Consider the following 12144-nt stretch of genomic DNA (forward strand, 5'->3'; position numbering starts at 1 on the left):
ATTTCCTTTAGGTTTAGCAATAAATATTCAAAAAATGTGCGGTCAAACCCGCACAAAAGACTCATGCAAGATCTTATCGGCGCAACCGGCTACTACCGAGTATGGCGCTTTGCATCCCGAGCAGGTGTTGAGTGGGCTGGTCTAGTGGCCCATGCCCAAGCCGCCGTCAACGGGGATAACGGCCCCGGAGATGTAGGAAGCCTCATCACTGGCGACCCACCGCACCACGTTGGCCACTTCCTCTGCGGAAGCAAAGCGGGCGGCCGGGATGCTGGCGAGGTACTGCTTTTGGGTGTCCTCTGGCAAGGCGGCAGTCATGTCGGTGCTGATGAAGCCCGGAGCCACAACGTTGGCTGTGATGCCGCGTGAGCCCAGCTCACGGGTCAGGGAGCGGGCAATGCCCACCAACCCTGCCTTGGATGCTGCATAGTTCATCTGGCCGGCCGAACCGTACAGTCCCACCACTGAGGAAATGAGTACCACGCGGCCCTTGCGCAGGCGGATCATGCCCTTGGATGCACGCTTGATGACCCTGAACGCACCCGTGAGGTTGGTGTCAATGACGGATGTGAAGTCATCTTCACTCATGCGCAGCAGCAAGGTGTCCTTGGTGATGCCGGCGTTGGCGATGAGGACTTCAACGGGCCCGTGGGCTGCCTCAACTTCGGTGAACGCTGCGTCAATGGACGCCGCGTCGGTCACATCGGCCTGGACACCCAAGATTCCAACGGGCAGCTCGGAGGGGCTCCTGTAGGTCACGGCAACTTTGTCGCCGTTGGCCAGAAATGCCTGGGCAATGGCCAAACCAATGCCGCGGTTGCCGCCCGTAACCAAAACACTGCGACCCTGGCGCTCGGCGCTCTGCGCTGCACTCATGTATTCCTCCATTGTTGTAACACATTGTTGTAACAGCCATTCGGGCGCCTCTAGCGGGCACCCGGCTGGCCCATTGAAATTCGCTTTTGTTAACGAATCCTACGGTGAAAGCCGCGCAGGCACACAGTTTGCTTTTGGTTGTGCACAGCTGCAGTGAGAGAATGGAAGGGTCCCTTGGAGTGTGATGAAAGAGCAATCAGCTACGCCGAAGTTCGGTGCTGGCCGGCGCAGCAAGTACCGTCATGGCGCGCCTGCCCGCGACGTTCCCGCCATTACCAATGCAGCCGTTGCGCATAGCGATGAAATGCATCAGCGCATGGTGAAATACGCCACAGCCATGGGTATTCGGATGGTGTGTTTGGTGTCCATCTTCATTTTCGACGGCTGGTTCAAGCTGATTCCCGTCATCGGCGCAGTGATTCTTCCCTGGGTGGCTGTGGTGATTGCCAACGGTGGATCAGACATTGTCCACCAAGACACTGTTGACCTGTTGGATGAGGCGCCCATGTATGCCGTGGACGCCGGCGCTGAAGCCTCAGCGGATGAGGCAGCCGCCGAGGTGCTCACCGGGGAAATTGTTCCCGACGACGAGGCCGCCGCCGAATACGTCAACACCGAACCATTGGACGCGCAGGAGCACAAGACGTGAATATTTTTGATCTGCTGCCCGCCCAGGATGCACCCCAGGCAGCCATCTGTTCCCGCAAGGGCTGCCGCGAAGTGGCCACCATGCAACTCCTGTGGAACAATCCCAAGATTCACACAGCCGACCGTCGTAAGATCTGGTTGGCTTGCCAAGACCACGTGGCCTGGCTGGAGGACTACCTTCAAAGCCGTTCCCTGTGGAAGGAAACTCTGCCAATGAGCCCTAAGGATTCCGCCTAGTTCATGAAGACGTATAAATTTCTTTTCTCCAGCCGCTGGGTTGGCTACTTCGCCTTGGCACTTGTTTTTGCCTTGGCCTGCGTGGCGTTGGGGAACTGGCAGATGAACCGCCGCAATGCGGTTGTTGAGAACATCACAAAGATTCAAAACAACTATTCCGGCGCCATTGTGGATTACGACGCCGTGGCCGGCAACTTTGAGGCGCTCGATCCAGCCAGGGAATGGACTCAGGTGCGCCTGAAGGGCACCTACCAAACAGCCGACCAGAGGGTGGTCCGCAACCGCCCGCTCAATGGCGCTCCCGGCTATGAAGTACTGGTTCCCTTAACGCTGGAGAATGGCGACATCGTCATCATTGACCGTGGCTGGCTGCCCATTGGCTACACCCAACCCGGCCACCCCGACGTTGTCCCACAGCCTGAAAGCGGAGTCGTCACGGTGGTGGCACGACTAAAGCCCGCCGAGCCCAAACTGGACCGAAGCGCCCCCGCCGGTCAGCTGGCCTCGATTGAACTTAACGACTACGCAGCCCAACTCAGCTATCCCATCAAGACCGGCGCCTACGGCCAGCTCGCCACGGAATCACCAGCCGCCGCCAGCAACCCGGTGGCGTTTCCTGCTCCCTCGATCGATGAGGGATCGCATCTGAGCTATGCGCTGCAGTGGATAGCCTTCGGCGTTCTGGCCTTTGTCGGCTTTTGCTACGCTGCCAGAATGCAACGGCGCAACGACGAGTTCGACGCCCTTGAAGCGGAAGAGTCGGGCGTCCCCGTGGAGGAACTCTACGGGCGAGGCTCGGCGTTCCATCCACGCCAACTGCCCAAGAACAAAAAGCCGGGTTCACGGCCCACCGCAGAAGAGGCCGAAGACGCCCTGCTGGATTCCCAAGGCTTCTAACAACCGCTCAAGCCGCTGAGCGACCCCATCACACCCTGTGATACTTGTCATAGACTGTCAGGCGTGAACACTGAGACAAACACAGAGAACCGCAACCCCGTTGTTGAGAACGTGCGCGCAGCCCTGGCCGCGGCAGGGCTTGCCGACACAGTCATCGTGGTGCCGGATTCCGTTGCCACCGCTGCCGCCGCCGCCGCCGTCCTGGGCTGCGATGTGGGAGCCATTGCCAACAGCCTGATCTTTGAGTGCGACGGCGCTCCCCTGCTGATTCTTGCCAGCGGAGCCGCCAAGGTGGACGTCAAATTGGTGGCCCGTGAGCACGGCTTGGCCAAGATCAGCCGGGCCACGGCCGACTTTGTTCTGGAACATGCGGGCCAGCCGGTAGGCGGCGTGGCACCGCTGGGCCACCCCTGCCCAATCCGCACCTTTTTGGACACCTCATTGGCACAGTACCCCGTGCTGTGGGCGGGGGCAGGAAGCCACCAGGCCATGCTGTCCATCAGCTACGAACAGCTCCTGGCAACCACCACCGCAACAGAAACTGCCGTGCGCTGAAGTCAGCGCACGGCAGTTTCTGTTGGTTTGGGCAGCAGTTGGGGACTAGGCCAGCGTGATGAGGTCCAGGTACTCCGGGTTCCACAGGTCTTCGTCGCCGTCGGGCAACAGAACCACACGCTCGGGGTCAAGGGCCGCAACTGCTCCCTCATCGTGACTGACCAAGACAACGGCGCCTGTGTAGTTCTTCAAGGCCCCCAGGATTTCCGCACGGCTGGCAGGGTCCAGGTTGTTGGTGGGCTCATCGAGCAGCAGCACGTTGGCGCTGGAGGCCACGATGGTGGCCAGAGCCAGACGCGTCTTTTCACCACCGGAGAGAACGCCTGCAGGCTTGTTGACGTCGTCGCCGGAGAACAGGAATGAACCCAAAATGCCGCGAACCTCGGCGTCGTTCATGGTGCCTGCAGCCGAGCGCATATTCTCAAGCACCGTGCGGTTCACATCAAGGGTGTCGTGCTCCTGGGCGTAGTAGCCAACCTTGAGCCCGTGGCCGGGAATGATCTCACCCGTGTCCGGCTTTGAAACACCTGCCAGCATGCGCAACAGCGTGGTCTTGCCGGCACCGTTGAGGCCCAGGATGACCACCTTGGATCCACGGTCAATGGCAAGGCTGACGTCCGTGAAAATCTCCAAGGAGCCGTAGGACTTACTCAGTCCTTCCGCCATCAGCGGGGTCTTGCCACAGGGCGAGGGATCCGGGAAGCGCAGCGCTGCAACCTTGTCGCTGGCGCGTACTTCTTCCAGACCGGCCAACAGCCGTTCGGCCCGCTTGGCCATGTTCTGGGCGGCAACGGCCTTGGTGGCCTTGGCGCGCATCTTGTTGGCCTGTTCCATGAGGACGCCGGCCTTCTTTTCAGCGTTGGCGCGTTCACGACGTCGGGCACGCTCATCGGTTTCACGCTGGGCCAGGTACTTCTTCCAGCCCAAGTTGTACTGGTCAATCGTGGCGCGGTTGGCGTCCAGGTGGTAGACCTTGTTCACCGTGGCTTCGAGCAGCTCGGTGTCGTGGCTGATCACAATCAAGCCACCATTGTGGCTCTTGAGGAAGTCCCTGAGCCAGGCGATGGAGTCGGCGTCCAAGTGGTTGGTGGGCTCATCAAGGAGCATTGTCTGCGCACCGGAGAACAAAATGCGTGCCAGCTCAACACGGCGGCGCTGACCACCGGAAAGGGTCTTCAAAGGCTGGTTCAGAATGCGCTCAGGCAAGGCAAGGTTCGAGGAAATGGCAGCTGCCTCGGCCTCTGCGGCATAACCGCCAGCAGCCAGGAATTCCGCCTCGAGGCGGTCGTAGCGGCGCATCGCCTTGTCGCGGATGGCGTCGTCGTCGCTGGCCATGTCATTCTCTGCCTTGCGCAGCTTGGTGATGACTTTGTCCATGTCGCGCGCGGCAAGAATGCGGTCCTTGGCCAGCTGCTCCATGTCAGGGGTGCGCGGATCCTGCGGCAGGTAGCCGATCTCACCCGTGCGGGTGACCTTGCCGCCTGCGGGGAGTCCTTCACCGGCCAAAACACGTGTCAGGGTGGTCTTGCCGGCGCCGTTGCGGCCCACAAGTCCGATCTTGTCACCGTTGTCGATGCGGAATGATACTTCGTCCATGAGCAGGCGCGCTCCAGCACGTAACTCAAGGTCTTGGACCGATATCAACGTAGTAACCTTTCACGTAAGCGGGTATGTGCCGCGAAACGAATCCTGAGCCCCTGCGGGCTAGACGAGCGTTGCACAACCTGTCCAGTCTAACGAGGTTCCCGGGCCACCAAGTCCTGCGCCCGGAGAAATTTACTGAAAGTTGCACTAATGACTTCATCACAGTCGATGAAAGAGACGTTGGGTACATCCGGCGGGCAGCCCGGCGGATCGCCCTCGCGCCATAGTCTATACTCACGGCGGAAACGCTGGAGTGCCATGGACCTGTCACTCATTGCCGTTTTTGCTGCTCTGCTGGCTGCTTCCATTGCCGTTCCCGGAGTGAATGTTGGCCCCCTCGGTGTGGCCATCACCCTCCAAACGCTTGTTGTCAGCTTGTGCGGACTGGTCCTTGGTTTCGGCCGTGGCACTGCGGCTGTGGGCCTTTACATTCTGCTGGGCCTCATTGGACTGCCCATTTTTAGCGGCTTCCGCGCCGGTCCGGCCGTGTTGGCCAGCCCCTCCGCCGGCTACATCATCGGCTTCATCTTCGGTGTTGCCGTGGTGGGCCTGCTCGCCACCTGGGCGCTCCGGCGCCGCTGGCGTGCAGCCGCATTGTTTGCGGCCGCCATGGCTGGCACAGTGGTCATTCATGCCAGCGGAATTGTGGGCTTTGTCATCAAGGGCATGAGCCTGCCCACAGCCATTGCGGCCGACGCCATTTACCTTCCCGGAGACATCATCAAGAACGTCTTGGCTGTGGTGATTGCCCTGAGCCTGCACAAGGCCTTCCCCGATCTTTTGGTGCGACGCCGCAAGTGAGCCCCGCCCCGAGCTGCAGAATTGAACTGGCCCAGGCCAGTGTCAGCATTCCCCCCAGCGATCCCCGCATCAAAGAGTCAAAAACCATTCTGGCTCCACTGTCCCTGACCCTGACCCAGCAGCGCATTGCCGTGATTGGGGCCAACGGCTCAGGAAAATCAACGTTTTTGCGGCTCATCAATGGCCTCGTCCTGCCCACCACGGGCACGGTTGAGGTCAACGGCCGCAGTACCCACCGCGAGGCTGCTGCCGTGCGGCGTAGCGTTGGCTTTGTCTTCACGGACCCACTCTCGCAATTGGTGATGCCCACACCGCAGGAAGACATTGAGCTGTCCCTGCGCCGGGCGAAGCTGAGTAAGAAGGAACGCCGGGAGCAGGCCCTGGCCATCCTGCACGAATACCGTCTGGAGCATCTGGCCCAGAGCAGCATTTACGAACTCTCCGGCGGCGAACGGCAACTCACAGCGCTGGCCACGGTATTGGCGGTGGTCCCGGACATTCTGGTGCTCGATGAGCCCTCCACCCTCCTGGACCTGCGCAACACCAGGTTGTTGATGGAACGCTTGGCAGCACTGCCCCAACAGATCATTCTCTCCACCCACGATCTGGCGCTGGCTGCCACTTTTGAGCGGGTCCTGGTCATGGATCAGGGTGCCCTGGTGTTCGACGGCGACCCCCACCAGGGCGTTGCCGCGTACCGGGAGCTGGCAGGCTAGTGCGCGGCCACGCCCACTTGGTGGCCGGCTACGTTCCGGGCTCCTCTCCCCTGCACCGCATGCGGCTGGGGCTTAAGGCAACCCTGCTGTTTGCCGTGGCAGTGCTCGCCCTGGGATCGCCCATCATCTCAACCCGGGTGGGGGCAGTGGTGACAACCCTGACCCTGTTGGCGGTGATGGTGGCCCACTTTGTGGCCGGGCTGGGTTGGCATCGGATGTGGCGCGCCATCCGGCTCATGCTGATCTTCCTGATCCTGATTGCCGGGTACCAGTGGTGGCAGCACGGCCCGTGGGTGGCCTGGCAGGTCATGGCGGCCATCGTGGCGACCGTGCTGGCGTCAAATGTGCTCACCTCCACAACACCCGTGGATGAACTCCTGGACGGCCTGGCCGCAGTGGTCAAGCCGCTGGAACGGTTCGGGGCCGATCCGGAGCGTTTCTCTCTCACAGTGGCTCTGATGTTGCGGAGCATTCCGTTTGTCATTGGAGCCTTTGGCGATGTGCGCGACGCCGCCCGCGCCCGCGGCTTGGAACGCAACCTCTTGGCCCGCTCGCTGCCCGTGGTGATTGCCACCGTGGGCTATGCCCGCGCCACGGGGGAAGCCTTGGCCGCCCGTGGTTTGGGTGATCCCGAGGACGACGACGCGTCCCGGCCCTGAAGGTCAGTCATGGGACCGCCGGCACCAAGCATGCGGCTACAGTTTTACCCACTGGAATTGCGCTGAAATGCCCATCCCGCCTGCCATGCTGATCATGGCCACGGCAGTCCTGCCCGGCTCATCATTTCGGCGCGCCTGGGCCAGCAGCCTCGTCACCGACACGGCCCCCGAGGCACCGTACGGGTGCCCCAAAGCCAGCGCCCCGCCGTCGTGGTTGAAGAGTTGCGGGTCAAGGCCCAAAAGGTCGGCAACGGCCAGGACCTGGGCTGCGAAAGCCTCGTTGAACTCGATCAGGCTGGTGCCCAGTGCGGCGGAACTCAGACCCGTGCGCGCCATGAGTTCCCTGGTGGAGTGGGCGGCCCCCACGCCCAGCAGGTTCGGATCATTGCCCGTCACGGCACTGTCACGGAACAGCAGTCCAGCGGCGCCCATGCGCCGGGCCTTGGCCAGCGACGTCACCACCACAACAGCCGCGCCGTCACTGTCGGGGCAGGAATTGCCGGCAGTCACCGTTCCTCCAGGCACAAAGACTGGCGGGAATCTGGCCATCAGCGCAGCGTTGAGATTGTGGCGGGGCCCTTGATCTGCTGCCAGTGACTCAAACGGCACCAGTTCCTGAGCGAAGCGCCCTTGCGCGGTGGCGGCCACGGCACGCCGGTGACTTTCCAGGGCGTACGCGTCCTGGCGGCTCCGGCTGATGGCATAGTGCGTGGCCACGTTCTCTGCCGCCACACCGGCATCGGGGTCGCCCAGTTCTAACGGGGAAAACTGCACCCGCCGATAAAACTCCAGGGTGCCGTCGGGATGGCGATGCGCGCGGGCGGGGGCAGTGCTGATGCTCTCCACTCCCCCCGCCACATACAGCTCACCGGCGCCGGCCTGAACCAGTCGGCAGGCCAGTACTATCGCCTCAAGCCCCGAGCCGCACTGCCGGTCCACCGTGAGGCCCGGTACGTGGTGCGGCAGGCCGGCGCTCAAGGCAGCCAGCCTGGCCATGTTCCCGCCGCCGCCCGTGGCATTGCCCAGGATGACGTCATTGATGTCCTGCGGAAGCACGTCATTGTCAGCCACCAGGGGTTTGATCACCGCAGCGGCAAGGTCGTGCGCCCTGATGTGCTTGTAGGCCCCGCTGGCTTTGGCGTTGGGCAGGCGCTTGGCGGCAACAATGACAGCGGTGGTCCGCGCGGCGTGGCCGGTCACCTGGGCCAGATCAGTGGAGTCGTTGTGCACGGGGGTCCCCTTCATTGAGCCACTGTGTGAAGATGGCTCGGCTGATCTTTCCGCTGCCCGTCAACGGCAATGCGTCCAGTAGATAGTACTGGCTTGGCCGGTGCGATGCCGGGAGTTTGGCAGCAGCGAGACGGCAGCGGGCCAGCAACGCGGTAGCGTTGCGTTCCCCCGCGCCCGCTGCAATCCCTTCGCTGGCGTAGAGCCCTGCCACAAGGCGCTGCCCCCGCAAAGGATCCTCCCGCCCTGTCACCAAAACGCTGACGTGCCGGCCGTCGAAGGAGGCCGCCGCGGCGGCTGCGAGGGCTGCCTCCACCGCGTGGGGATAGACGTTCGCCCCTGCCGTGACGATCATGTCGCTGGCCCGGCCCAGCACGTGCAACCGTCCGGCGTTGTCAAGGCGTCCCTGATCGTGAACCGTAAACCACTCCCGCGCATCCGATTCGACTTCCAGTTCCGATTCGACTCGATCCTGGCCGTCTTGACGCCACGGCGCATTGGCTGCGAGTGAGCTGAAGGCAAGTCCGTCGTCGCCCCAGGCGTAGCCGCTGCAAACATAGGGGCTCTTGACGTAAATGGTCCCCTCCACGCCGCGGTCCACACGTTTCCCGTGGCCATCACGGATGCTGATCTGAACGCCCGGAAATGCGGTACCCACACTGGTTTCCGGCATGGCGGGCGTCCCGGTACGGTCGACGCCGGACGCGGCCACAAAACCCAACTCGGCGGCACCGTAGTACTGGTGGATGGCTGCGTTGGGCGCCCATTCACGGGCCAAGGCCAAGGCGCCTGCCGAGAGTGCCGAGCCGGCGCACACGATTGAGGCCAGTTGCTGGCCAGACTGTTGTGTGCGCAACCCGGCGCCGGCCAGTAGCTCCAGAACTGTCGGCACCAGAACCAGCCTGTTGACGTTGTGCTCTGCCATGGCCGCCAATGCTGCCGCGGTGCTGAAGTGCGGCAGCGCCACAAAAGTGGACCCTGCATAGATGGACTCGCCCAAGGCATAAAGATTCATACTGGCGGCCAGGGGTCCCGGAGCCAAGGTGACGGTCCGTTCTGTGACCTCGAAGAACTCGACACTGCGGCCCATGGATTCTTGCCATGATGCGCTGCTGCGGGTGAACGCCTTAGGCAGTCCGCTGGTGCCTGAGGACAGTCCCAGCAAAAATGGTGGCTCCGCTGATCCCCCATGGTCGGCCCCGTTGGCCCAGTCCAGTGCAGCATCGCGTAGCCGGTGCCGAAGGTCGGGTGACCCTTGGGCGTCGATCACCATGGCCACCTTGCCTGAGTAGACGGCTGCACAGAATCTGGCGGCCAAGGCTGTGCTGGTTGGCTCGTCAATGACTTCCACAAGCTGCGCTGCGCCGGGGGTGGACGTGGCGGCGGCAAGGAGCTGGGCGAAGGTGAGCCGATGCTCCCCCACCACCACGGCGGCGTTCTGGCCCGCGGTGCGGGCCCAGCGCTGGAGCTGGTCAATGAATGGCATTGACTACATGCTAGCGAAACACTGTCCGGAAAATTGCCGCACAGCTCAACCAGCAGAGGTTAAGCTGTTGCCATGACTTTTAATGAAGGTGCCCGACTGGACCCGTCGCAGGCTGAGGACCGCAGGGGCCGCACGGGCATGGGGCGCGGCGGCAAGGTGGGGCTGGGGCTCGGTGGTGGAATCGTGGTGCTGATTGGCGCACTCCTGGGCATCAACCCTGACTTGCTCTCGGGTTTGTTGGGCGACACGGGCACCCAGCCGGCCATTGAGCAGAGCGGTGCCAGCGGCTTGGAAAGCTGCCAAACCGGCCAGGACGCCAATGAACGCCTGGACTGCCGGATCCTGGGCACGGCCAACTCGCTCAACAGCTTCTGGCCCGGGTATCTGGCCCAGTACAACATCAAGTACTCAGTGCCGAAAACAGTGATCTTCACCGGCAGCGTCAGCACTGCCTGTGGTTCTGCCACCTCGGCCGTGGGGCCGTTCTACTGCCCCGGGGACAACAAGGCGTACTTCGATCCCGACTTCTTTGCCCAGCTGGAGGAACAGTTTGGCTCCTCCGGCGGGCCACTGGCGCAGGAGTACGTTGTGGCGCACGAGTTTGGCCACCATGTCCAGAACATCACCGGCACCATTGACAAGGGCAATCAGGGCGCCACGGGCGCCCAATCCGCAGCTGTGCGAACCGAACTGCAGGCCGATTGCTATGCGGGTGTGTGGATGCGCTACGCCTCAACACAGCCGGCGCCGGGCTCCACGCTGCCTTTCCTTAAAGCATTGACGCAGCAGGACCTCAACGACGCCCTCTCGGCGGCCTCCTCGGTGGGTGACGACCGAATCCAGCAGGCAGCCACGGGCCGCACCAATCCGGAGTCCTGGAGTCACGGCTCCAGCGCCCAACGTCAAAAGTGGTTGTACACCGGCTACCAAAGCGCCGACATGGCCGCCTGCGACACCTTCTCAGTCCCCAAGGTGTAGCCAACAACCGAAACGAAAGAACCGCCGTCGTCCGGGCAAATGCCAGGACAACGGCGGTTCTTTGCGCAAGCAGCATGTGCGCCGAGGCGCTGATGTGCGTGCCGGGAGCGGCTCCGGGCGTCCGCGATGGGCCCACAGCTGCGCGGGCCCCACTGCGAGCTTGCGAGTGGAGGGAGCAGCTGGGGACGGGCGGGCACCAGATCAGCGCGAAGGTGCGCTTGCTGCCTACTAGATGTTGAAGCCGAGGGCCCGCATCTGGTCGCGGCCGTCGTCTGTGATCCGCTCGGGACCCCACGGCGGCATCCACACCCAGTTGATGCGCCATTCGTCAACGATGGGACCCAGGGAGGCCTCCACCTGCTCCTCGATGACGTCCTGCAGGGGGCACGCCGCTGTGGTCAGCGTCATGTCCAACAGCAAGGCACCGTCGTCGCCGTAGCGCAAGCCGTAGAGCAGGCCCAGGTCCACGATGTTGACGCCGAGTTCCGGGTCAATGACGTCCCTGAGGGCTTCCTCAACGTCTTCGAGGTTGGTTTGCCCAGCAACAATCGCTGCGCTTGTTTCGCTGATGTCAGTCATGATTACCTTCTTGGCAATATAGAGAGTGGCGTGGCGGTTAGGCCGTTGCCGACTCTGCAACCTGGTAGCGGTCGTAACCTTCGTCTTCCAAGCGGTCGGCAAGTTCCGGGCCGCCCTGTTCGGCAATGCTGCCGTCAACGAACACGTGCACAAACTGCGGCTTGATGTAGCGCAGGATGCGTGTGTAGTGGGTGATGAGCAAGGTGCCCAGCCCGCCGTCCTCGATGGAACGGTTGACGCCTTCGGAGACAACCTTCAGCGCGTCAACGTCCAGGCCGGAGTCGGTCTCGTCCAGGATGGCGAACTTGGGCTTGAGCAGTTCCAGCTGGAGGATTTCGTGGCGCTTCTTCTCGCCACCGGAGAAGCCTTCGTTGACGTTGCGCTCAGCAAACTCAGGCTCGATGCGCAACTGCGCCATGGCAGCCTTGACGTCCTTGGTCCAGGTGCGCAGCTTGGGGGCTTCGCCGTCAATGGCAGTCTTGGCGGTGCGCAGGAAGTTGGTCATGGTGACTCCGGGGATTTCCACGGGGTACTGCATGGCCAGGAACAGGCCGGCGCGTGCACGCTGGTCAACTGTCATCTCCAGGACGTTTTCGCCGTCCAGGGTGATGGAGCCGCTGTCCACTGTGTAGCGGGGGTGGCCGGCAATGGTGGCCGCGAGGGTGGATTTGCCGGAGCCGTTGGGGCCCATGATGGCGTGGGTTTCCCCGGTGTTGATGGTCAGGCTGACACCCTTGAGGATGGGCTTGACGCCCTGCTCGGTCTCAATGCTGACGTGCAGGTCCTTGATTTCCAGAGTCGACATACTCTATTTTCTCCTAAAAATTTGTGTGTGCGGGCC

14 protein-coding genes are annotated in these 12144 nt (G+C 62.5%); 8 read left to right on the forward strand and 6 right to left on the reverse strand.

Going from position 1 to position 12144, the window contains the following annotated elements:
- Positions 1-141 precede the first annotated feature (141 nt).
- On the reverse strand, positions 142-876 hold the full coding sequence (locus CVS27_RS10685; RefSeq protein WP_103465722.1) for a beta-ketoacyl-ACP reductase: 735 nt from the start codon (positions 874-876) through the stop codon (positions 142-144).
- 184 nt (positions 877-1060) lie between these two features.
- On the opposite strand from CVS27_RS10685, the gene CVS27_RS10690 reads away from it, so the two are divergent.
- The 4 genes from CVS27_RS10690 (at position 1061) to CVS27_RS10705 (ending at position 3213) form a co-directional block, all read left to right on the forward strand.
- Complete coding sequence (locus CVS27_RS10690; RefSeq protein WP_103465723.1) at positions 1061-1525, forward strand: DUF3099 domain-containing protein; 465 nt, start codon at positions 1061-1063, stop codon at positions 1523-1525.
- Positions 1522-1761: an acetone carboxylase gene (locus CVS27_RS10695; protein ID WP_103465724.1), complete on the forward strand. Its 240-nt coding sequence runs from the start codon at positions 1522-1524 to the stop codon at positions 1759-1761. Before CVS27_RS10690 ends, CVS27_RS10695 begins: the two co-directional genes overlap by 4 nt.
- Positions 1762-1764: 3 nt before the next feature.
- Entirely contained in the window at positions 1765-2658 is an 894-nt protein-coding gene (locus CVS27_RS10700) for an SURF1 family cytochrome oxidase biogenesis protein (protein ID WP_103465725.1), read from the forward strand.
- Between the two features lie 63 nt (positions 2659-2721).
- Entirely contained in the window at positions 2722-3213 is a 492-nt protein-coding gene (locus CVS27_RS10705; protein ID WP_103465726.1) for a YbaK/EbsC family protein, read from the forward strand.
- Between the two features lie 45 nt (positions 3214-3258).
- Here the strand turns inward: CVS27_RS10705 and CVS27_RS10710 are convergent, their stop codons facing one another.
- Complete coding sequence (locus CVS27_RS10710; protein WP_103465727.1) at positions 3259-4857, reverse strand: ABC-F family ATP-binding cassette domain-containing protein; 1599 nt, start codon at positions 4855-4857, stop codon at positions 3259-3261.
- Between the two features lie 258 nt (positions 4858-5115).
- Between CVS27_RS10710 and CVS27_RS10715 the strand changes: the two genes are divergently transcribed.
- The 3 genes from CVS27_RS10715 to CVS27_RS10725 are packed head-to-tail and all read left to right on the forward strand — an operon-like array spanning position 5116 to position 7033.
- On the forward strand, positions 5116-5658 hold the full coding sequence (locus tag CVS27_RS10715; RefSeq protein WP_243399825.1) for a biotin transporter BioY: 543 nt from the start codon (positions 5116-5118) through the stop codon (positions 5656-5658).
- Between the two features lie 20 nt (positions 5659-5678).
- Complete coding sequence (locus CVS27_RS10720; protein ID WP_103465848.1) at positions 5679-6374, forward strand: energy-coupling factor ABC transporter ATP-binding protein; 696 nt, start codon at positions 5679-5681, stop codon at positions 6372-6374.
- A complete protein-coding gene (locus CVS27_RS10725) occupies positions 6374-7033 on the forward strand; it encodes an energy-coupling factor transporter transmembrane component T family protein (protein ID WP_103465729.1) in 660 nt (219 codons plus the stop codon). Before CVS27_RS10720 ends, CVS27_RS10725 begins: the two co-directional genes overlap by 1 nt.
- Before the next feature lie 36 nt (positions 7034-7069).
- Here CVS27_RS10725 and CVS27_RS10730 read toward each other — a convergent pair whose 3' ends face one another.
- Together CVS27_RS10730 and CVS27_RS10735 are read right to left on the reverse strand one after the other, a co-directional pair.
- Complete coding sequence (locus tag CVS27_RS10730) at positions 7070-8278, reverse strand: thiolase family protein (RefSeq protein WP_103465730.1); 1209 nt, start codon at positions 8276-8278, stop codon at positions 7070-7072.
- Entirely contained in the window at positions 8244-9746 is a 1503-nt protein-coding gene (locus tag CVS27_RS10735; RefSeq protein ID WP_103465731.1) for an AMP-binding protein, read from the reverse strand. The genes CVS27_RS10730 and CVS27_RS10735 overlap by 35 nt, the downstream gene beginning before the upstream one ends.
- A gap of 72 nt (positions 9747-9818) precedes the next feature.
- Between CVS27_RS10735 and ypfJ the strand changes: the two genes are divergently transcribed.
- Positions 9819-10724, forward strand: coding sequence for a KPN_02809 family neutral zinc metallopeptidase (ypfJ, locus tag CVS27_RS10740; RefSeq protein ID WP_103465732.1), 906 nt, complete (start codon positions 9819-9821; stop codon positions 10722-10724).
- A gap of 228 nt (positions 10725-10952) precedes the next feature.
- Here ypfJ and CVS27_RS10745 read toward each other — a convergent pair whose 3' ends face one another.
- Together CVS27_RS10745 and sufC are read right to left on the reverse strand one after the other, a co-directional pair.
- Positions 10953-11303 carry a metal-sulfur cluster assembly factor gene (locus CVS27_RS10745; protein WP_103465733.1) on the reverse strand — a complete coding sequence of 117 codons (351 nt, stop codon included), beginning with the start codon at positions 11301-11303 and terminating at the stop codon, positions 10953-10955.
- 37 nt (positions 11304-11340) lie between these two features.
- Positions 11341-12108: a Fe-S cluster assembly ATPase SufC gene (gene sufC / locus CVS27_RS10750; RefSeq protein ID WP_103465734.1), complete on the reverse strand. Its 768-nt coding sequence runs from the start codon at positions 12106-12108 to the stop codon at positions 11341-11343.
- Between the last annotated feature and the right edge of the window lie 36 nt (positions 12109-12144).

The organism is Arthrobacter glacialis (genome assembly GCF_002909445.1).
GTDB classification, from domain to species: domain Bacteria; phylum Actinomycetota; class Actinomycetes; order Actinomycetales; family Micrococcaceae; genus Specibacter; species Specibacter glacialis.

What these genes read in the sequence shown, in the direction of transcription:
- CVS27_RS10690 (WP_103465723.1), top strand. Translation starts at nt 1,061, where the DNA reads ATGAAAGAGCAATCAGCTACGCCGAAGTTCGGTGCTGGCCGGCGCAGC.
- sufC (WP_103465734.1), bottom strand. Translation starts at nt 12,108, where the DNA reads ATGTCGACTCTGGAAATCAAGGACCTGCACGTCAGCATTGAGACCGAG.
- CVS27_RS10730 (WP_103465730.1), bottom strand. Translation starts at nt 8,278, where the DNA reads ATGAAGGGGACCCCCGTGCACAACGACTCCACTGATCTGGCCCAGGTG.
- CVS27_RS10745 (WP_103465733.1), bottom strand. Translation starts at nt 11,303, where the DNA reads ATGACTGACATCAGCGAAACAAGCGCAGCGATTGTTGCTGGGCAAACC.
- CVS27_RS10715 (WP_243399825.1), top strand. Translation starts at nt 5,116, where the DNA reads ATGGACCTGTCACTCATTGCCGTTTTTGCTGCTCTGCTGGCTGCTTCC.
- CVS27_RS10700 (WP_103465725.1), top strand. Translation starts at nt 1,765, where the DNA reads ATGAAGACGTATAAATTTCTTTTCTCCAGCCGCTGGGTTGGCTACTTC.
- CVS27_RS10735 (WP_103465731.1), bottom strand. Translation starts at nt 9,746, where the DNA reads ATGCCATTCATTGACCAGCTCCAGCGCTGGGCCCGCACCGCGGGCCAG.
- ypfJ (WP_103465732.1), top strand. Translation starts at nt 9,819, where the DNA reads ATGACTTTTAATGAAGGTGCCCGACTGGACCCGTCGCAGGCTGAGGAC.
- CVS27_RS10685 (WP_103465722.1), bottom strand. Translation starts at nt 876, where the DNA reads ATGAGTGCAGCGCAGAGCGCCGAGCGCCAGGGTCGCAGTGTTTTGGTT.